Below are 20,572 nucleotides of genomic sequence, written 5' to 3'. Positions count from 1 at the left end.
TGGGCCGCACGACCGAACGGAGAGAAGCGATGAAGCGGACGAGAGTGTTGAGCGCGGTGGTCGGAGGTGTGCTGGCCGCAGCCGGGAGCGTCGCACCGGCGGCGGCCGCTCCCCCCGCGGCGGTCGGCGGCGCCTGCCCCTGGGTCGGCTCGACCGTCCCGGTGGCCGACCGGGTCGCGCAGCTGGTCGGCGCGATGTCACAGGCCCAGAAGCTGTCCGTGGTCGCCGGGACCGGTAGCAGTGCCTACGCCGGGGTGGTCCCGGCGATCCCGTCCCTGTGCGTCTCGGAACTGGACCTGGAGGACGGCCCCTCCGGGGTCGGCGAGGGCCTGGGCGGCGTGACGCAACTGCCGGCCGCGGTCAGCGCGGCCGCCACCTGGGACACCGCCGCCGAGCAGGACTACGGCGCGGTGGTCGGCGCCGAGCAGGCCGGCAAGGGGTCCGAGGTCGACCTGGGCCCCACGGTGAACCTGGTGCGCGACCCGCGCTTCGGCCGGGCCTTCGAGACGATGGGCGAGGACCCCTACCTGGCGGGGAAGTTGGGCGCGGCCGAGATCCGGGGCGTCCAGGGCCAGGGGGTGATGGCCCAGGTCAAGCACATCGCGGTGTACAACCAGGAGACCCACCGCAACACCGACAGCGACAACGCGATCGTCGACGAGCGGACCCTGCAGGAGCTGTACCTGCCGGCCTTCCAGACCGCCACCCAGCAGGGGGCGGCGTCCTCGGCGATGTGCTCCTACAGCCGGATCAACGACGCCTACGCGTGCCAGAACGCGCACCTGCTGTCCACCGTCCTGCGCGACCAGTTCGGCTTCAAGGGCTTCGTGACCTCCGACTGGTGGGCGACGCACGCCACGGCGGAGTCGGCCGACGCCGGGATGGACATGGAGATGCCCGGCGCCGACCACTACGGGTCCGCGCTGGCCGCGGCGCTGGCCGACGGATCGGTGAGCCAGGCCACCCTGAACACCATGGTCGGCCGGATCTTCACCGAGATGTTCGCCTTCGGCCTGTTCGACCGGACGCCCACCGGTTCGACCGGGGCCGCGGTGAGCACCCCGGGCCACGTCGCGACCGGGGCGCGGATCGCCCAGGAGGGCACGGTGCTGCTGAAGAACGCCGGCGGCGTCCTGCCGCTCGGCACGGGCGGCGGCTCGTCGATCGCGGTGCTCGGCAACTGGCAGAACTCCGGCGGCGGCAGCGCCTCGGTCAACGCCTCCTCGGTGGTCAGCCCGCAGCAGGGCATCGCCTCGCGCGCCGGGTCCGGGGTCACCGTGCAGTACGCGCAGGGGTCGAGGACCGGATCGACGCTGGCCGTCGTGCCGACCGGCGTGCTGACGCCGAGTGCGGGCGGCGGCACCGGGCTGACCGGACAGTTCTACAACAACACCGACCTGAGCGGGACCCCGGTGCGCACCGCCAACAGCACCACCCTGGAAGCCGACTGGAACGGCGGGTCACCGGGCGCCGGCGTCAACGCCACCAACTGGTCGGCCCGGTGGACCGGGACCCTGAAGGCCCCGGCGACCGGCGTCTACACCTTCGCCACCACCAGCGACGACGGCAGCCGGCTCATCCTGAACGGCCGGAAGCTGATCGACCAGTGGGCCGACCAGGCCCCCGCCACCCGGTCCGCCAGCGTCACCCTGACCGCCGGCCAGAGCGTCCCGATCGAGGTCGACTACTACGACCGGAGCGGCGGGAGCCGGCTCAGCCTGGCGTGGACCCCGGCGAACTACACGGACAGCGACCTCGCCGCGGCCGTCGCGCTGGCCCGGAACTCCACCACCGCGGTGGTCTTCGCCAAGACCGACGAGGCGGAGGGATCGGACCTGCCGGACATCGAACTCCCCGGCGACCAGAACCAGTTGATCGCCGACGTCGCCGCGGTCAACCCGCGCACGATCGTCGTGCTCAACACCGGCTCCGCCGTGACCATGCCCTGGCTCGGCAGCGTGTCCGCGGTGCTGGAGGGCTGGTACGCGGGCCAGAGCGAGGGCACCGCGATCGCCGGGCTGCTGTTCGGGGACGCCAACCCGTCCGGCAAGCTCCCGGTCAGCTTCCCCGCGAACCTGACCGACGTGCCGGCCGGCACCGCCGCCCAGTGGCCGGGGCAGAACAACGAGGTGCACTACTCCGAGGGCCTCGCCATGGGCTACCGCTGGTACCAGAGCAAGGGCATCGCCCCGCTCTTCCCGTTCGGCTACGGCCTGTCGTACACCACGTTCGGCTTCAGCGGCCTGAGCGTGTCCGGTCCCGACGCCCACGGCGACTCCACGGTCACCGCGACGGTCACCAACACCGGCACCCGCGCCGGGGCGGACGTCGCGCAGCTCTACGTCAAGGCACCCGCGTCGGCCGGCGAGCCGTCCAGGCAGCTCAAGGGTTTCGTGCGCGTCGACCTCCAGCCCGGGGCCAGCAAGCAGGTCAGCTTCCCGCTCGGCCTGCGCGACCTGTCGTACTGGAGCACGGCCGCCGGCCGGTGGACCGCCGACACCGGCACGTACGGCGTCCTGGTCGGCGACACCTCGGACGGCCCGCAGCTCACCGGCAGCCTGAACGTGACCTCCACGGCCACCGGCAACACGGTCACCGTCGACGGCCCGGCGGGCATGAGCAGCCCGGTCGGCGTGCCGGCCGCCCTGACCGTGCACGCCTCGGACAGCGCCGCCGGCCAGAGCCTGGCGTACGCGGCCACCGGGCTGCCCGCGGGGCTGTCGGTCGACGCCTCCACCGGGGTGGTCTCCGGCACCGCCACCTCGGCCGGCACCAGCACTGTCACCGTCACCGCCACCGACGGCACCGGCGCGAAGGGGAGCACCACCTTCGTCTGGACCACCACCGCCGCCGGCGGACCGACCAGGACCGGCCCGGTCGTCGCGGGCGTGTCGTCCTCGCTCTGCCTGGACGACCGGGCGGCGGACACCGCGGACGGCAACCCGGTCACGGTCTACGGCTGCAACGGCACCGCGGCGCAGCAGTGGACGGTGGCGTCCGGCGGAACCCTCCAGGCGCTCGGCAGGTGCCTGGACGTCGCGAGCGCCGGGACCGCGGACAGGACGCCCGTGCAGCTGTGGACCTGCAACGGCACCGGGGCCCAGGTCTGGCAGCCCCGGACCGACGGCTCTCTGCTGAACCCCGGCTCCGGGCGCTGCCTGGACGTCCCGGCCGGGACCACCACGCCCGGGACGCAGCTGCAGATCTACGCCTGCAACGGCTCGGCCGCCCAGAAGTGGACCCTGCCCTGACCGACGGCCCGGGCCGCCGCGCGGACACTGCTCCGCGCGGCGGCCCGGGTCACGGCCGCGGGATCAGCCGTACACCTCGAACTCGTAGATGCGGGCGGCGCCGCCGCCACCCTGCTCGGGGGTCAGGACGTTGAGCTTCAGGTAGCGGGCCGTGGCGTTCACCGCGTGGGTGGTGACGTCGGCGGTGTTGCCCCGGGCCTGGACCAGGGTGGTCCAGGCGGTGCCGTCGTCGGACGCCTGGATGTCGTAGTCGCGGGTGTTCCAGGCGGTGCTCTCCCCGCCCGCGCCCGCGTGCCGGACGGTGACGGTGCGGACCTGGGTCGGGCCGCCCAGGTCCACCCGCCACCACTTGGTGCCGCCGAGCGAGCACCACTTGTCGCCGCTGCCGCCCGAGACGCTGCCGTTGACCGCCTTGGCCGGGCCCTCGTCGGTGTTGCAGGAGGAGTCGGCGGTGGCGGGCCTGTTCAGGGCCAGGTCGGCGGAGGTCGGGCCGGCGTCGAAGGACGGCGGGGCGTCGGCGGCGGCGGTGCCCCAGGAGGTGTTGGCGGTGCCGCTCAAGGTGAGGTCGACGGTGCCGCCGTCGGTGACCAGCGACTCCGGCAGCCAGGGGCGGGTCGAGGTCGTGCCGTTGACCCGCAGGCTCTGGACGTAGGGGGCGTTGGTGCCGGCGCCGGTGGCGTTCAGGGTGAGGGTCGCGCCGTTGCCGCGGTGCACCACGACCTGGCTGAACAGCGGGCTGGCGAGCAGGAGTTCGGCCCGGCCCGGCGCGAGGGGGTAGATGCCCGCGGCCGCGAAGACGTACCAGGAGGACATCGCCCCGAGGTCATCCTGGCCGGGAATCCCGCCCGGGCCGGCGGACCACAGCGTGTTGACGGCCTGGCGGACGGTCTGCTGCGTCTTGTAGGGCTGCCCGGCGAAGTCGTACAGCCAGGGGGTGCCGATCGAGGGCTCGTTGCTGACGTCGGAGTGGGTGCCGTCGGAGCCGGACAGCGCCCAGCTGTTGTCGGGGTTGTGGAAGAACCGGTCCAGTCGGCCCGCGGCCGTCGCCGCGCCGCCCATCGCGGTGAACAGGCCCTTGACGTTGAAGGGGACCATCCAGGTGTACTGGGCGGCGCTGCCCTCGGCGAAGCCGTCGTCACTGGCCGGGTCGAAGGACTGCCAGGCCCCGGCGGAGTCGCGCTGCTGGATGTAGCCGGTGGCCGGGTTGAAGACGTTCCGCCAGTTCTGCGCCCGGGCCAGGAACCGGCTGCCGTCGCCGGTGTCGTTCAGGCGCTGGGCCAGCTGGGAGATGCCGAAGTCGGCGGAGACGTCCTCGAGCGTCTCGCCCGCCCCGCCCCAGGCGTTCCCGTCGGAGGGCACGTACCCGATCGACAGGTACCGGTCCAGGGAGGGCCGCTCGCCGGTCACCATGACGTTCCAGCCGTCGCGGCCGCGGTCCTCGGCGGTGACGGTGGTGGCGGCGTGCACCATCGAGGCGAGCGCCCCGGCGGCGTCGAACGAGGTGCCGCCGAAGGCGTAGATGCTGGCCACCGCGGCGTGTCCGGGGTCGCCGGTCATCACGTGGGTGCCGCCCTGGTTGTGGGTCCAGCGGTCCCACACGCCGTTGTTCTGGTTGGCCTGGTTGTAGAGCGACTGGGCGATGTCCGCGCCGATGTCGGGCCGCAGCAGGGTCACCAGTTGGACCTGGTCGCGGTAGACGTCCCAGCCGGAGAAGTTGGCGTACTGGGCGTGCTGCCCGGTCGAGAGGGCGTGCGTCTTCTGGTCCATGCCGACGTACTGGCCGTTGGTGTCGCTGAACACGTTGGGGTGCAGCAGCGAGTGGTACAGCGCGGTGTAGAACGTCGACTGCTGGGCGGTGGTGCCGCCGGTGATCGAGATCCGGTTCAGTTCGGTGTTCCAGGCGTCGTGGGCGCGCTGCTTGACGGTGTCGAAGGCGGTGCCGGCCGGGTTCTCGGCGTCGAGGTTGGCCTTGGCGTTGGCGGCGCTGACGTAGGAGACGCCGACCCGCACCCCGACCGACTGGCCCTGGGCCGGGTCGAACGTGACGTAGCCGCCGGAGCCCTTGCCGGCCGCCGGCCAGCCGTCGGTGCCGTAGGTCGTCCCGCCGCTGGAGCTGGTGCTGCCCGCGGACAGGGTGCCGTCCTGCCAGGTCCCGGTGCCGGCGAACGGCCGGTCGAAGGCGGCGTAGAAGTACAGCGTGTAGTAGCTGCGCCGGTCGACGGTGTTGATGTAGCCGCAGAAGTTGCCGCTGGTCACCGATCCGCTGATCGCCCGGTTGGCGGTGTCGATGGTGGTCTGCGCCGCGCTGCTGCCGACCTCGGAGTTGGAGGTGCGCACCAGGAGCGACAGCGGCTTGCCCGTCGGGTAGGTGAAGCGGCCGGCCCCGGTGCGGGTGGTCGCGGACAGTTCGACGTTGACGCCGGAGTCCAGGCCGACCCGGTAGGAGCCGGCGGTGCCGGTCTCGTTGGCGTGTGAGAAGTTCGCGGCGTAGGCGGCGTCCGTGCGGTCGGCGCTCGGGGAGGAGGTGACCGCGCCCGCGTACGGCAGGAAGGGCACGTCACCCGCGCCGCCCGCGCAGCCGGTGCCCGACAGGTGGGTGAGGCTGAAGCCGCGGATCCGGGTGGCGTCGTAGTCGTAGCCGCCGGGCTGCGGGGTGCGGGTCTGGTTGCCCCGGGTGTTCTCCGGGCTCCACTGCACCATGCCGAAGGGGGTGTCGGCGCCGGGGAACGTCTCGCCGCTGTTGCTGGAGCCGATCAGGGTGTTGACCGTGGCGGCGGGGTCGCTGACGGCGGCGGCCGCGGTCGGTGGGGCGGCGAACTGCGCCAGCCCCAGGCCGGCGAGCAGTCCGAACGTGGAGAGCGCGGACAGCAGGCGTCTGTGCACGGGGGGACGGGTCATGGGGCCTCTCCGTTTCGGGGTGGGGAACTCGTCGATGACATCGTTGTCATCGAATGGCCTGGCGCTGGTGCGCCGGCGGCTTCCGAGCGGGGACGGGCGGGGGCGGGCCGTGAGCGGGCCCGCGGGGTGGCGGCTCCGCGGTCGGAGCCGCCACCCCGCGAGGAGCTGGCCTCAGCCGAGGGTGAAGCGTTGGGCGGTGGTGCCGTTGCAGTCCCAGATCTGCAGCGCGTCGCCGGACTGCTGCTTGTTCCCGGCGTCGTCCAGGCACCGGCCGGACTGCGGATTGAACAGGGTGCCGTCGGCGCGGGTGACCCAGGTCTGGGCGCCGGTGCCGTTGCAGTCCCACAGCTGGGCGGGGGTGCCGTTGGCGGTGGCGCCGGCCGCCGCGTCCAGGCACTTGCCCAGGACGTGCAGGGTGCGGTCCCCGGGGGCGGAGAAGCGCTGGGCGTCGGTGCCGTTGCAGCCGGAGAGCTGGGCGGGGGTGGGGGTGGCCGGGTCGGCGTTGGCGATGTCGGCGCACAGTCCGCCGGGGCCGGTCAGCGGGGCCGGCGGCAGCTTCCACGCCTGCGCGGCCGAGGCGTTGCAGTCGTAGAGCCGGAGTGCCGCGGCGCCGGGCGTGGTCGTTCCGTCGGGCACGTCGAGGCAGCGGCCCGAGCCGGTGTTGACCAGGGCGCCGTCGGTGCGGTGCGTCCAGGTCTGGGAGGGTCCGCCGGAGCATCCGGCCAGGCTGACCGGCGTGCCGTTCCCGGTGGCGCCGCCGGCGGCGGTGACGCACCTGCCCAGGACGCGCAGGGTGCCGTCGGCCGGGTGCGCGAAGGTCTGGGCCGCGGTGTGGTTGCAGCCCCACAGCTGCAGGCCCGTGCCGTCGGCGGAGCCGCCGCCCTTGACGTCCAGGCACTGCCCGCCGGCCCCGAGGACCTCGCCGGCGGTCGGGTTGGCGTTCGCGCTGCCGTTCAGCGTGACGGTGTGCGCCGCGCCGAGCGGCAGCGGGTCGGTGGTGACGGTCACGGTGCGCCGGTTGACGTTCCACGACCAGGCGGTCTCCGGCACCTGGACGCCGTCGACCAGGACGGCGGTGGGGGCCGCGGAGTTCGACAGCCGCAGCGTGTAGGCGCGGGAGGTCGGGGCGCCGGCGTAGCCGCCGCTCTGCGCGCCGACGGTCAGGGTGCGGGCGGCGTCGTTCCAGGACAGCGGTGCGGAGGTGGACTTGCCGGCCTTGTGGTCGTTGCCCTCGCCGGCGTCGGAGTAGAGCGAGAAGGCGCCGTCGGCGCCGGCCGCGACGTTGACGGTGAGGGCGGTCAGCGGGGCGCCCTGGTGGTCGACGTAGTCGGTCCGGGTGGGCAGGATGCCGCCGGCCTTGACGAGCACGGGCAGCTGCGACAGCGGGGCGGTGACGGTGACCGTGGCCGGGCCGGTGTAGGTGCGGCCGGTGAAGTAGTCGGTCCAACTGCCCGGCGGCACCCACACCGGGGCCGAGCCGTTGCCGTTCGCGTCGTTCGGCGTGGTGATCGGCGCGACCAGGACGTCGGGCCCGTACAGGTACTCGCCGGTGGCGGCGTACGCGGCGTCCTGGGTCGGGTAGTCGAGGTACATCGGCCGGACGATCGGCACGCCGGTGGCGTTCGCCTGCTGGGCGAGCGTGTAGGTGTACGGCACCAGGGCCTCGCGCAGCCGCAGCGACGCCTCGGCGCTGGCCGCCGCGGCGCCGGTGTAGTTCCAGGGCAGCCGGTCGCCGTGGTCGGAGTGCATCCGGTCGATCGGCTGGAACACCCCGAACTGCATCCACCGCGCGTACAGGTCGTCGGCGAGGTGGCCGCCGTGGAAGCTGCCGATGTCGTGGCTGACGTTGCTCAGGCCGGCGGCGGCCTCGTCGGCGGTGAAGCGGGTCTCGTAGGCGAGCATGTCCCAGGTGGCGGGGGTGTCGCCGGTGAACTGGAGGGTGTTGCGGCGCTCGGACCAGGGGCCGACGGGGTGGTTGCCGGCGTAGCCGTCGGGGGTGGCGGCGCCGATCCGGGCGAAGGAGAAGCCGCGCAGACCCTTGGCGGTGGCGTCGTCGGCGTAGGCCTGGTTGATCAGGTTGTCGGCGGCGACGTGCGGGTCGGAGGCGCCGGAGGAGTCGCAGCAGGCGTCGAGCCACCAGGTGCGGGTGCCCTGCCGCTCGAACGGCTGGTGCAGGGCGAGGTAGGCGGCGAGCTGCTTCGGGTCGGACCAGTCGAACTTGTACGTGCTCCCGCCGTCGGAGGCCAGCCCGCCGGCGGCGCTGTCGGTGGCGGCGAACTTCGGGTCCGCCCGGTCGATCGTCGGGTGGATGTTCATCGCCACCGACAGGCCCTGCTGCTTGGTCCAGTCGAGGAAGCCCTGCGGGTCGGGGAACAGTCCGGTGTTCCAGTTCCAGCCGTTCCAGCCGCCCGGGGCCTTCCAGTCGGTGTCCACCACCAGCCAGTCGACGGGCGTGTTCGTGCTGCGGAACTTCGGCAGCAGCGCGTTCTCGTAGTCCGCGGCGGAGTAGGCGTAGTAGCGGGAGTACCACACGCCGTAGGCGGACTGCGGCAGCAGGGCGGTCCCCCCGGTCAGCGCGTTGAGGTCGCCGAGCCCCCGCTTGTAGTCCTGGCCGTAGCCGAAGAAGTAGCCGTCCTGGTAGGGCCGACTGCCGTGCGAGGGCCGGTCGGTGACGGTGCGGTCGGCGCCGAGCAGGGCGGTGCGGGTGTCGTCCAGCAGGTACCAGCCGCCGCGGTTCAGGATGCCGGGGTGCTCGGCCACCGGTAGCGACGCCGGGTTGTCCAGCGAGCGGTACCAGCCGCCGAGGGTGCTGGTCGGTCCGGCGCCGTAGCCGGTGGTGGTGAGCGCGGTCGACGCCGCCGGGTACGCCGTGGTGGCGGCCGGGGTGACGGCCAGCGAGTCGAGGTTGACCCGGCCGGTGTCGCCGGCGTTCTGCACCAGGGACAGCGCGTCGGTCCCCGCGCCGAGGGTGACCGTCGCGGACGCGGTGGACCAGGCGTCCCACGAGGGGGTGGCCGGCAGGCTGAGCCTGGGGCCGGGGGCGCCGTTGACGGTGGTGGACAGGCTCCCCGTGCCGCCGGTGGCGTTGGAGTACCGCACCTGGAGCCGGTAGGTGCCCGCGGCGGGGACGCCCGAGACGTCCTGGCCGAGCGCGGCGCCGGCCTGCTCGAAGCCGGCGACGAAGCCCGAGCCGGTGTGGCCGGCGTGGTCGTACGCGGCCGCGGCCCGGCCGGTGAACAGGGCGTTCTCCGCCTCACAGGCGGTTCCCAGCGGGCAGTACGAGGGGAAGGCCGGCTTGGCGGTCGCCCCGGTGCCCGCCAGCGTGACGGACAGGTTGGCGGCGGTGAACGGCCCGCTGCCCTGCTTGTAACGCAGTGTCAGCGCGCTGGTCCTGATCTCGCGGTACCCGTCGGACGTCACGTTCGTGGTGTAGGCGGCGGCGGGGAAGTCCCGGCCGACCGCGTTGAACGTCGTACCGTCCTGGAACACGCCGTCGTCGGCGTACTCCAGCCGCACCAGGGTCGGGGTGAGCACCTGGAAACGGGCACCGCCCTCGATGACCGCGGACGTGGTGGCACCGGCCGCGGGCCCGGCGACGGCACCCGAGCCGACCAGGGCGGCGAGCAGGGCGAGGACGGCGACGGTGGTCGGTCCCCGCCCGGACCGGTGGAGCCGAAAGAGCCGCATGGACAACCCTCCGTGATGACAACGTTGTCAAAAGTGCCCGTGCAAGGAAAAGCGCCCGCGCGATGAACGGTCGGTCGAGGAGCGCGAAAGGGGGTGCGGAGCTCTCCCGAACGTAGGCACTTGGCGGGTCTCCGTCAATACCGTGGACCCTTGCCGTCCACGAGCCGACGGGCCGACGGGCCGACGGGCCGACGGGCCATCGGACGGACGCTCAAGGTACGTGCGGACGAAGGCCGTATCCGCTCACCACAGGGCGCCCGCCGGACAATTGCGGCTGCTCGCCAAGTTCAACGCCAGCGCTGCAGCGAGCTGAGGGTGGCGGGCCAGGAGTAGAGGCGGTCGTCCACGGCCCGGACGGCCGCCGTGTCCTCCCACTCCGTCAGCAGCCCGCGCGCCTCGCGCACCCGCTCCATGCCGGTCTCGTACCAGGTGATCCGCAGCTGCTCCAACGCGGCCACCAGGTGGCGGCACGCGTCCTCGGGGCGCCGGGCCCGAGCTTCGACGGTGGCAAGATCAGCGAGCACGACGACAGCCTGCTTGCCGTCCGAGTCGCCGAGCCCGTCCAGCGCGCGGGCCAGACTCTCGCGGGCCTGGGGCAGGTGGCCGGCGGTCAGCTCGGCGTTCCCCCTGAACGCAGTCAGCCGGGTGGGGTTGAACCAGGTGAACCACTCCGGCAGCACTGCGGGCTCGGCGCCGGCCAGGAGATCGCTGGCGCGGTTGAGGATGGACAGGGCACCGCGGACGTCCTGGCAGCGGGTGAGGCACTCGGCCTCGACGGCGTCCAGCCAAGCGTGCACCTCGGCGGGCGCGCCCCCTCGGCGGGCATACGCGCGGGCACCGCGCATCCGGTCGGCCATCTCCTCGCGCCGCCCGGCCCAGCCGGGGACGAACGCGGCGTGTCCGAGGACCGCAGCACCGAGCAGTGCGTCGTCAGCGGTGCCGGCGGCTTGCAGCCCGCGCACGAACGTCCCGTCGGCGGCGGCGACCTGGCGCAGGTCGAAGAACTCGATCCGGCCTAGCAGCAGCAGCGACTCGGCGAGGGCCGCGGCGAGCACGCGGCGGGCGACGCCGGACGTCTGGCCGAGCAGGGCTTCGCCCAGCGCGGCGTGCTCGGCGACGGATCGGTGCAGGGCGGCGGGGGCGACGGACCAGTACATGTGCCGGTGCGCGGCGGTGATGGCCGCGTAGGCGCTCCCGATGGTGTCCGGCTGGACGCCGTCGGCCCGGGCCGGGTGCGGTACGGCGGGGTGGATGGCGGGCGGGATGACGGGGGCCGGCCCGGGCCCGGTGTGCTGCTGGGCGCCGCCGAAGCCGAGCCGGGAGAGGGGCATCCTCAGCAGCTCCACGATCACGCGCTGGTGCTCGTCGCGGGGACGTGGGGGGTTGGGGGCGAGCCAACGGGCGATCTGGCGGACGCTGACGCTGTACTGCGGGATGCCGAGGCTGCGGCCGGTGCGTTCCAGCGCTTCTCTCAGTGCGCGGTTGCTGCCGATTCCGGCGGCCAGCATGGCCGCTCGCAGGGCGGTGTTGCCGTCGGTGGTGCGTGCCACCCGACCCTCCTGGTGAGCTCGTCTCGGGCCTCAACGGTACTGTGTGGGCCGTCGTTTGAGTGACTGTCACTCGGATGTATAGCGCTGAAAGTCATCAAAGAGGCATCAAAGAGGCATTGTTAAGGCATACATGCGCCGCCCTGAATGGCCGACTCTGGTCCTGCACCGCCTGGTGCCGCTCTTCGGCGATCAGAGGACTACCTATGGGCACGACGAAGCGACGGCCGCACGCCATCCCGTGGCCGCCGGACCCCGACGCGTACCGGAAGTGCCGGGCGTGCGACCGCTGCCGGACAGGCATCGGTCGCGACAAGAACCCGGACGCCTCCGACTGCCGGGACGTCGACCTCGATGCCACCGTCCGGCGGTCGGCGTGAACGGCCGGCAGCAGTCGGCCGACGGGGACCACGTCGAACCGGAGGGCCTGACACTCGGGTACCGCCTCCGGTGCGGCGGCTACGGGCGCGGCGAGTACATCGCGACGATCAACTCGCACTCCGACGCGATCCGCAACCACCGCGACTGCCCCGGGTCTCCGCCGCCCGGGACCCGGCCGTAGCCACTCGGCCGGGCCTCCTGATCACCCGCCGTTCAGCGCCCGCCCTGATCGGACGCCGGACGACGGGAGTCGGGCCGGTGACGATGCCGGGCGCATGCCAGGTGTGTTCGCCGCATCGCACTGGCCCGGCGAGCGCGGCGACCGTCCAGGGCGGAGACTGCCGCGCCGGCTCCCGGGCAGGAAGACCGCCCCCCTCCGCCGGGAGCCGCAGAAGTGCCCCCAGCCCCGGTCGCAGGTGCCGACTGGGGGCACTTCGCGCTCCTGGTGGGCGCCACCTACGGAAACACCATGATCGCTTAGGGGAATTCAGGAGGACCGCCCGCGTAGCCAGACCGTAGACCTTGCGCGGGTAAGCGCGGAGAAGGCGCGGTCCACGAGAAAGGCCCGGCCCGGAGTTGCACTCTGAGCTGGGCCTTTGCCGCGTCTTCCCTGCTGGCGAGGTGGGCGCAGACGGTTTCGAACCGCCGACATCCGCCTTGTAAGGGCGGCGCTCTACCGCTGAGCTATGCGCCCTCGCCGAAGTGGACCGGCGCGGCCGGTCACACGACGAGTGGACAGACTACCCGGTCCGGAGGGTGCTCCGCCGCCCCCTGTCCGGTGGGGGAGACGGACGGGGGGTGCCGGACGGGGCGGGTGATCGGCAAGAATGGCGGGGAAGCGGCGGGACGGATACGGAGCAGGGAGCACGTGGTGAGGGTGGCCGGCGGCGGTGGCGGGGGTCGGGGCGGCTGGTGGGGCGGTGGCCGGCGGGACGGCGTGCGGGCGGACGCCCGGGCGGCACGGGAGGCCGCCCAGGAGTCGTTCTACGAGCTGGACTCGGCCCAGCGGGACGCGCTGCTCGCGGTGGAGACCGTGAAGTCCGCGGGCGAGCCCGCCACCGCGCGCCGGGTGGAGCAGGACTTCGCCGACCTGACCGCCCGGATCGACCAGGTCACCGTCGCCTACCTGGGCGCGCTGGACGCGGTCGACCTGGAGTCCGCCGAGACCGACCCGGGCGCGGTCTCCCGGGCCAAGCAGCAGTTGGAGCAGGCCAAGCGCGAGCTGGACGCCAAGCGGACCGAGCTGGATACCTTTGTCAGCCGCCTGCAGCCGGTCCTCGACCACGCCGAGGCCCAGCTGATCCGGGTCACGCCCGCGGTCGAGCGGGCCAAGCAGGCGCTGCTCGCCGCGACCACCGCCCTGGAGCAGGTCCGCGGCGCGGGCCTGCGCGCGGACGACCTGGCGGCCCGGCTGGCCGAGCTGGCGCCCGAGCTGACCCGGCTCAACCAGGGCGTCTCGCAGCACGGCGTGCCCGCCACCCTGCAGCGGGCCGAGGACGTGGCCCGGCGGGCCGAGGCCGTCCGCAGCGAGGCGGCGCACCTGCCGGAGCGGGCTGCCGAGATCGACCGCCGGGTGGCCTCGCTGCGGACCCGGATCGACGCGCTGGAGAACCGGGCCCACACCGTCGACCCGGCGCTCAGCGAGCTGCGCCGCCGGTTCTCGACGGCCTGCTGGCAGGACCTCCAGCAGGTGCCCGCGCAGACCGCCGACGCCGTCCGCACCGCCCGCGCCAGGCTGACCGAGGCGGGCCGGGCCCGCGACGAGCAGCGCTGGGCGGACGCGACGGCCGCGATCGGCACCGTGCGCGCCCTGCTCGACACCGCCGGGGGCGCGGTCGACGCGGTCAACGACCGGTTGCAGCAGCTCAACGAAGTCCAGCACGACCCGCACCGCGAGATCGAGCGGGCCCGGTTCGCGCTGCGCGACGCCCAGCGCCTCGCGATGGCCGGCCGCCAGGCCCCGGACCCGCGCCACGCGGGTCCGCTGGACGCCGCGGTGGGCCGCCTCGACCGGGCCGTCGCCACCCTGGAGGAGGCCGGGCGGCACCCCGACTACTGGCGCTTCCTGACGGAGCTGGCCGCCGTCCGGGAGACCGCGGCCGAGGTGGTCTCGATGATCCGCGGGCACTGAACGGGCACTGAACGGGCGCTGAACCCCGGTCGGGCCCCGGACGCTGGGTACCCTGCTCGGTATGCCTCGCTACGACTTCCGCTGCCGCTCCTGCGGCGCCACTTTCGAGCTCAACCGTCCGATGGCCCGGGCGAACGACCCGGCCACCTGCCCGGAGGGCCACCCCGACACCGTCAAGCTGCTCTCCACCGTCGCCGTGACCGGTGCGGCGGCCGCCGCCCCGGCTCCCGCCGGCGGCGGCGGGTGCTGTGGCGGGGGCTGCTGCGGGTAGCGCGCGCGGGGTGCGTGCAGCGCGGGGCGCGGGGTCCCTCAGCCGAGGTGCTTGAGCATCTGCCGGAGGATCTCCTCCCCCGCGCTCACCCCGGTCTCGGTGAGGGCGGTGACGCCCTCCGCCGTCCACGCGGTCTCGGCGAGTTCGCCGTGGCCGGGGCGCCAGGCGAGGTCCGCGGCGAGCAGGAGTTCGGCGTCGAGCAGGGAGTCGCCGGCCGCCAGGACGGTCTCGGCCCCGGTGCGGCGGCGCACCTCGGCGAGGGCCGCGCTCTTGGAGAGCGGGGCGGGGACGGCGTAGACCTTGCGGCCCTGGAGGGAGACCTTCCAGCCGCGTTCGGCGCACCAGGCGCTGAGTTCGGCGATCCAGCCGGGCGGGAGCTCGGCCCGTTCGACGACCAGGTAGGCGAAGAGCTCGTCGGCGACCCGCCGCTTGTGGGTCCACTCCGGGTCGGCGGCGATGGCGAGGTGTTCGACGACCTGGGCCAGCGGCGCGCTCTCGGCGTCGAGGCGGGCGCGGATCGCGCGCTGCCAGTCCTGGTCGGGGACGCCGTCGACGAGCAGGTGGCCGCCGTTGGCGCAGACCGCGTACGGCGGGGTCCAGTCGGCGGTGGGGCCGGGGAGGTTGATCCGCTCGTACTGGGTGCGGGTGCGGGTGGTGATGGGGACGACCGGGGCGAGGACCGCGATCTCGGCGAGCAGCGCGGCGGCCTGTTCGGTCATGAAGGAGAGCGCCCTGCCGTCGTGCACTTCCACCGACAGCAGCCGTGGGGCGAGCCGGTCGGGCACGTCCAGGGCGAGGGCGCGGTTGGAGTAGACGAGGGTGCGGTCGAGGTCGCTGGCGACCAGGAACTGCGGCACGGGCGGGGTCTCCTTCGTTCGGGGGCGGGTCAGGTCCGGACGGCGGTGCCGTCCGCGCCGGTGGCGCCGCGGGTGTAGCGCGGGTGGATGAGGCCGACGCAGGTGTACGGCAGGTCGTCGGCCTCCTCGACGGGGACGCCGCGCTGGGCGGCGAGCAGGCGGACGTGGTCGAGGTCGGCCCCGGCGCCGCGGCGGGCCAGGATGCGCCAGGGGACGCGGCGCAGCAGCACCCGGGTGGTCTCGCCGACGCCGGGCTTGACCAGGTTGACGCTGTCGATGCCGTACTCGGCGCTGATCCGCTCGACGGCGGCCCAGCCCTCCCAGGTGGGGGTGCGGTCGGCGGTGGCGAGCCGGGCGGCCTCGGCGGCGACGGCGTCGGCGACGGCCGGGAAGGCGGCGGCGACGGTGTCGACGAACTGGCGGGAGACGTCGGCCCCGGCCAGCTCGCGGTAGAACTTGGCGCCGTGGAACTCGTCCGGCCCGATCAGGTCGGCGCGCAGCACGGTGCGGGAGACCAGGCCGGAGACGGTGGAGTTGAGGCAGGCGGAGGGGATCAGGAAGTCGTCCCGGGTGCCGTAGGTGCGCACGCAGCCGCCGGGGTCGGCGAGGACGGCGAGCTCGGGGTCGAAGCCGGTGCCGGCCAGGGCCTGTTCGAGCTCGCGGGTGATGGCGCCCTTGCCCGTCCAGCCGTCGACGAAGACCACGTCGGCGGGGCGGTGGTGGGCGGCGAGGTGGCGCAGGGCGACCTGGTCGATGCCGCGGCCGCGGACGATGGAGACGGTGTAGTGCGGCACGTCGAGGCCGTGCGCGTGGGCCAGCCAGCGGCGGATCAGGACGCCGACGGGGGTGCCGGCCCGGGCGAGCGAGGCGAGCACCAGGTGCGGGCCGCGCTCGCGCAGCAGCGTCTCGGCGACGGCGCCGACGGCGGTGGCCAGCCGGGTGGTGGAGGCGGCCAGCGCGGTGTGGAAGAGCTGCTGGTACTCGGGGCTGGGCTGGTACTCGACGGGCAGCGACTCGGCGTAGTGGGCGCCGCCGGACTGCACGGCCTCCTCGCGCTCCTCGGTGGGCGCTTCGAGGTGGACGTCGGAGAGGTCCTTGAGCAGCCAGGTGACGTCGGCGGCCGGGTAGCTGGAGAAGTCCGGGCCGTGCAGCGGGCGGGCGGTGGGCGGGGACGGGACGGTGTGTGCGGTCATGCTGTGCCTTCGACGAGTAACGGACATGCTCGGGCAGCGGGGCGTCAGGCGGGTGTCGCGGGGCGGTACGACGGGAGAACGGCGAGCACCACCCGGTCGGTGGCGGTGCGCAGGGCGGGCAGCAGGGCGGCCGGGCCGTGGTGCAGGGCGGGGGTGTCGGCGGGGTCGTCGACGACCAGGACGACGGTGTCGAAGCGGCGGGCGGGGTCGGCGCCGGGGGCGACGTTGTAGGCGTAGCGCTCGGTGGAGCGGTCGGCCGGGTCGTCGTGCGCGGCGAAGGCGAGGCGGGTGCGGATGGCGTAGCCGGGGTCGTCGAGGGCGAACACCGGGGAGCGGGTGGTGGTGGAGAACCGCACCTCGGCGTCGGGCCGGGCCTGCTGGAGGGCCCCGGCGAGCCGCAGCGGGGCGTACATCAGCTCCTCGCAGCCGAGCACCAGGACCCGGCCGGGGCGGGGGCCGACGGCCTCGGCGAGGGCGGCGCCGAGGGCGGGCAGGGCGGCGTCGAGGCGGCGGCGGTGGGCGGGGGTGAAGCCGTGCCGGCCGCCGTCGGGCAGGTCGGCGGGCCAGGGCAGGTCGGCCCTGGTCAGCTCGCCGAGCGGACCGGTGGGCGGCGGGGGCGCGGGGGCGGCGGCGATCAGCTCGCGGGCCCGGTCCAGCACGTCCGCCGGCAGGTCGACACCGCCGGCGGCGGTGGCGACCAGGTCGAGGCGGGCGCCGAGCTCGGCCGCGGCTGCGTGCAGCCGGGCCCGGTCGGCGGGGGTGCGCAGGTCGACCAGGGCGACGGCGACGTACCGCTCGCGCGGGTGCGCGGCGTGCAGGGCGCGGATGGTGTTGATGACGGTGGTGCCGGTGGAGAACTCGTCGTCGACCAGCACCAGCGGGCCGTCGCCGGCCAGCAGCTCCGGGTCCTCGGGGAGCAGCAGGTGGCTGGTGGCGTGCGAGTGCTCCTCCTCGAAGCCGCCGAGCGGGGCGACGCCGGGGACGGGCCGCCGGGTGGAGTGCAGGTAGGGCGCGTCGAGCCCGTCGGCGACGCTGTGGCCGAGGGCGGTGGCGGTCTCGGCGTAGCCGAGCACGACGGCGCGCGCGGCGTCCGCCGGACCGAGCAGGTCGGCGACCCGGCGGCCGAGGTCGAGCCCGGCGCCGTGCACCGCCGCGGGCCGCTGCGGGACGTGCTTGCCCAGCACCCGGGAGACCAGCAGGTGGGCCCGCCGGGGGTTGACCCGCAGGGCGAGGCCGATCAGCCCGGTCAGCTCGGGCCCGCCGGTGAGGCGGAGGCCGAGCCGGTCGGTGACCCACTGGCCGGGCCAGGGATCGGCCCCGACCGGCCCGGGGGCGGTGGTGTCGGTGTCGGTGTCGGCGGTCATCGGGGCTCCTCTCGACGGGCAGGCAGGTACGGACGGTGCGGGTGGTCGGGTGCGGGCGGGTCAAGCGGTACGGGTGGTGCCAGTGGGACGGACGCGGGCGCACGGCTGTGCGGTTCGGGTTCGAGCCTACGGGGCGCGCCAGCGTCCCCGGATCATCCGACCGGCCAGCGTCCGCGCACCGACCGGCCGCTCCCGGCGCGCCGAACGGCCGACCCGGCCATCGACCGATCGGCTGACACTCCGTCAAAAGACTTGCCGGTCAAGGACCCCACCCGCCGAGGACCCGCCCGCCGAGGACCCCGCCGGTCAGCACACGCAGGCCGACAGCAGCTCCGCGAAGGTGACCTCGGGCCGGGCCACGCCGAACACCTCGGCCCGCAGCAGCACCCGCTCCGCCCAGGCCCGGTGCGGCTTGGCCTCGTTCATCTTGTTGGTGTACGCGGAGCGGCTGACCCCGCCGCCGCCGCGGTGCTGCTGGAGGATGTCCCGGGCGTCGCACAGCTCCTCGTGGGTGACCACGGACAGCGCGTGCACGGCGGCGACGTGGCTGGGGTGGATGCAGGTCTTGCCGAGCAGGCCGTTGGCCCGGTCGAGTTCGATCTCCCGGATCAGCCCGTCCAGGTCGTGCTCGATCAGCCGCTGGCGGACCCCGTCGGCGGGCGGGGTGGCCTCGGTGAACGGGGTGCGGCGCAGCTGCGGCTTGAACATCCGCTCGTGCAGCGGGAAGTACTCCCAGACCGGCCCGGTGACGGTGTACCCGGTGCCGTCGGCCCGGCCGAGCACGTTGACCACGTCGCCGATCACGCCGGCCACCAGGGCCACGTCGTAGGCGGTCAGGTCGGGCGAGCGGCGCAGCCCGTACGCGGAGCACAGGTCGGTGACGCCGAGCCGGACGGCGAGGACCCGCGGGCGGTGCTTGTCGAGCAGCCGGGCGATGCCGTGCAGCTGGTCGCGGCGGCTCTCCAGGTGGGCGAGTTCGGGCGATTCGAGCACCGGCATGACGAACAGCCGCTGTCCGGTGCGCTCCTCGGCGTCGGTCAGCGCCTCCAGGAAGGGCAGGCCGCTGTCCTCGGTGAACTTGGGCACCACGAAGCCGCTGAGCAGGCGCAGCGCGGGGCCGAGGCGGCCGGCCAGGTCGGTGATCTGCTCGGCGGCCCGGACCCGGACGAACAGCAGCGGCAGTTCGGCGTCGGCGCCCTGCCCGGCCAGCGCGGTGAGCTGGGCGACCAGGTTCTGCTCGGCGTCGTCGACCTCGTGGTCGGCGATCGCGTCCTCCAGGCAGAGCACCATCGAGACCACCCCGCGGGCGGCCTGCTTCCGGATGTCGCGGGCCAGGGTGGGCCGGGTGGCGGGGCTGTAGAGCGTGGCGCCGAGCGCGGTGGCGAGGACGGACGCCTCGCTGTCGCGGTCGAAAGCGGCGGGCTGCTCGTGAAAGAGCCGGGTGCGGACGTCGTCCGCGAGATGCCCGAAGTGGCGCAAAGTGCTCTCCCGCTGTGGTCTGGTGGGGTCCGCCGACGGCGGGAACGGCTGACGCCTCTCCCTCCCGTGGGACGGTCGGCGCGGCCGGAAAGTTCGCCGGAACGCCGACACCGTCGCGGGGTGCGGAGCGCCGGGGCCGTCGGCGGTTCATCGTACGGGCGGATGACCTCCGCGAAAGAGTTCGAAACATCGAATTCTCGCAAGTTTGTCCGCGCTGTCATCGGCACCGGCGCCGCCCCGCCCCCGGAGCACCCCCGGAGCACCCCCGGAGCGCCCGGAAGGGGCCCGCCGGCGGGGCTCGCCGATGCCGCAACCCCGCATTGTCCCGGGCCCCCGGAAGACGGCAGGATGGTGCGCTATGACGCACGTGATGGCGAAGGGCGCAAACATCCCGCTGACGGCCGACGCCGTCCGTGCCGTCCTGCGGTGGACGGACACCCCGGGCGTCCCGGACGTGGACGCCTCGGCGCTGCTGGTGACCGACCGGGGCAAGGTCCGCGACGACACCGACTTCGTGTTCTACAACCAGCCGCGGCACCCGTCGGGCCTGGTCCGGCACCTGCCCAAGCAGACCGCGGACGGGACGGTGCGGGACGGGCTGGAGATCGACCTGGCCCAGCTGCCGCCCGAGATCGACCGGGTGGTGCTGGCCGGTTCGGCGGAGGGCGGCGCGTTCCCCGCGGTGCCCGGACTGCGGGTGCTGCTGTTCGACGCGGCGGCACCCGAGGGGGCGCCCGCGCTGGCCGAGTTCGCGATCGACGAGCACGAGCAGGTGACCGCGCTGGTCGCCGCCGAGCTGTACCGCCGGGCCGGGGGCTGGAAGTTCCGGGCGGTCGGCCAGGGCTACCTGGACGGACTGGTCGCGCTGGCCACCGACTTCGGCATCGCCGTCGAGGACGAGGACGCCGCCCCGGGCGGCTCCGCGGTCGTCCTGACCGACCACAGCGGCGACGTCCGCGTCCCCGGCCCGGACGCCGAGCCGCGGCCCGCGCCGCTGCCGGTCGACGAGGACGACTGGACGATCGCCCCGGCGACGCCCGCCGAGGGCTCCCGGCCGGTCTCGGACCCGTCCCCGGAGCCGGCCCCGGCCGCGCCGGTCACCGCCCCGCCGCCGCCCGCGCTGCCGCCGACCGTCCACCACGTCCAGCAGCCGCCGCAGCAGCCGCAGCCCGCCGGGTACGGCTACCCCCCGCCGCAGCCCCCGCAGCCCCAGGCCCAGCCCGGCGGCTACGGCTACGGCTACCCGCAGCCGGCCGCCGCCCAGGGGTACGGCTACCCCCCGCCGCAGCCTCAGCAGCAGCCGCAGGGCTACGGCTACCCCCAGCAGCAACCCCAGCCGCCCCAGCACCAGCCCCAGCAGCCACAGTCGCAGTCGCAGCAGCTCCAAGCCCAGCCCCCGCAGCAGCAGTCGGGCGCCCCGTTCGCCCTGCCGCCGCAGGGCCCGCAGTTCCAGCCGCGCTGAGCGCCCCGCGCCAAGCCGACCGCCGGACCGACCGCCGCACCCCGGCGGCAC

Annotated in this window: 9 protein-coding genes, 1 tRNA gene and 1 pseudogene; 4 read left to right on the top strand and 7 right to left on the bottom strand. The window is 74.4% G+C overall.

Annotation, left to right across the window (positions count from 1 at the left end; translation table 11 throughout):
• Positions 1-29 precede the first annotated feature (29 nt).
• Entirely contained in the window at positions 30-3,251 is a 3,222-nt protein-coding gene (locus tag K353_RS11925) for a glycoside hydrolase family 3 C-terminal domain-containing protein (RefSeq protein ID WP_111553550.1), read from the top strand.
• Positions 3,252-3,314: 63 nt separating this feature from the next.
• Here K353_RS11925 and K353_RS11920 read toward each other — a convergent pair whose 3' ends face one another.
• The 4 genes from K353_RS11920 to K353_RS11900 form a co-directional block, all read right to left on the bottom strand.
• Positions 3,315-6,149, bottom strand: a complete 2,835-nt coding sequence (locus tag K353_RS11920) for a GH92 family glycosyl hydrolase (RefSeq protein WP_111553549.1) — start codon at positions 6,147-6,149, stop codon at positions 3,315-3,317.
• 171 nt (positions 6,150-6,320) lie between these two features.
• Positions 6,321-9,836: a ricin-type beta-trefoil lectin domain protein gene (locus K353_RS11915; RefSeq protein ID WP_111553548.1), complete on the bottom strand. Its 3,516-nt coding sequence runs from the start codon at positions 9,834-9,836 to the stop codon at positions 6,321-6,323.
• A gap of 287 nt (positions 9,837-10,123) precedes the next feature.
• Positions 10,124-11,386 carry a transcriptional regulator gene (locus K353_RS11910; RefSeq protein ID WP_111553547.1) on the bottom strand — a complete coding sequence of 421 codons (1,263 nt, stop codon included), beginning with the start codon at positions 11,384-11,386 and terminating at the stop codon, positions 10,124-10,126.
• A 1,000-nt stretch (positions 11,387-12,386) separates the two neighbouring features.
• Positions 12,387-12,458, bottom strand: a tRNA-Val gene (locus K353_RS11900).
• Between the two features lie 183 nt (positions 12,459-12,641).
• Here K353_RS11900 and K353_RS11895 point away from each other — a divergent pair.
• Positions 12,642-13,895 (top strand): hypothetical protein, encoded by a 1,254-nt coding sequence (locus K353_RS11895; RefSeq protein WP_111553545.1) that lies wholly within the window; start codon positions 12,642-12,644, stop codon positions 13,893-13,895.
• A gap of 61 nt (positions 13,896-13,956) precedes the next feature.
• Positions 13,957-14,166 (top strand): zinc ribbon domain-containing protein, encoded by a 210-nt coding sequence (locus K353_RS11890; RefSeq protein ID WP_111553544.1) that lies wholly within the window; start codon positions 13,957-13,959, stop codon positions 14,164-14,166.
• Between the two features lie 38 nt (positions 14,167-14,204).
• On the opposite strand, the gene K353_RS11885 is transcribed toward K353_RS11890, so the two are convergent.
• From K353_RS11885 to K353_RS11875, 3 genes and pseudogenes are all read right to left on the bottom strand, one after another.
• The gene (locus K353_RS11885) at positions 14,205-15,023 is read right to left on the bottom strand and encodes an HAD family hydrolase (protein WP_111553543.1); all 819 of its coding nucleotides are present in this window, start codon (positions 15,021-15,023) and stop codon (positions 14,205-14,207) included.
• Between the two features lie 29 nt (positions 15,024-15,052).
• Positions 15,053-17,580, bottom strand: a pseudogene (locus tag K353_RS11880) (phosphoribosyltransferase).
• Positions 17,581-17,886: 306 nt separating this feature from the next.
• Positions 17,887-19,059, bottom strand: a complete 1,173-nt coding sequence (locus tag K353_RS11875; protein WP_111553542.1) for an HpcH/HpaI aldolase/citrate lyase family protein — start codon at positions 19,057-19,059, stop codon at positions 17,887-17,889.
• Positions 19,060-19,429: 370 nt separating this feature from the next.
• On the opposite strand from K353_RS11875, the gene K353_RS36845 reads away from it, so the two are divergent.
• Positions 19,430-20,521 carry a TerD family protein gene (locus tag K353_RS36845; protein ID WP_305000292.1) on the top strand — a complete coding sequence of 364 codons (1,092 nt, stop codon included), beginning with the start codon at positions 19,430-19,432 and terminating at the stop codon, positions 20,519-20,521.
• The last annotated feature ends 51 nt before the right edge of the window (positions 20,522-20,572 follow it).

The organism is Kitasatospora sp. SolWspMP-SS2h (assembly GCF_003259315.1).
In the GTDB taxonomy this organism is placed as follows: Bacteria; Actinomycetota; Actinomycetes; order Streptomycetales; family Streptomycetaceae; genus Kitasatospora; species Kitasatospora fiedleri.
The sequence above is the reverse complement of the archived record's forward strand: the minus strand, read 5'-3'. Positions and strand labels throughout refer to the sequence as shown.

Excerpts from the sequence above, each read along its gene's own strand:
- K353_RS11925 (WP_111553550.1), top strand. The coding sequence starts at position 30 with ATGAAGCGGACGAGAGTGTTGAGCGCGGTGGTCGGAGGTGTGCTGGCC.
- K353_RS11920 (WP_111553549.1), bottom strand. The coding sequence starts at position 6,149 with ATGACCCGTCCCCCCGTGCACAGACGCCTGCTGTCCGCGCTCTCCACG.
- K353_RS11915 (WP_111553548.1), bottom strand. The coding sequence starts at position 9,836 with ATGCGGCTCTTTCGGCTCCACCGGTCCGGGCGGGGACCGACCACCGTC.
- K353_RS11890 (WP_111553544.1), top strand. The coding sequence starts at position 13,957 with ATGCCTCGCTACGACTTCCGCTGCCGCTCCTGCGGCGCCACTTTCGAG.
- K353_RS36845 (WP_305000292.1), top strand. The coding sequence starts at position 19,430 with ATGGCGAAGGGCGCAAACATCCCGCTGACGGCCGACGCCGTCCGTGCC.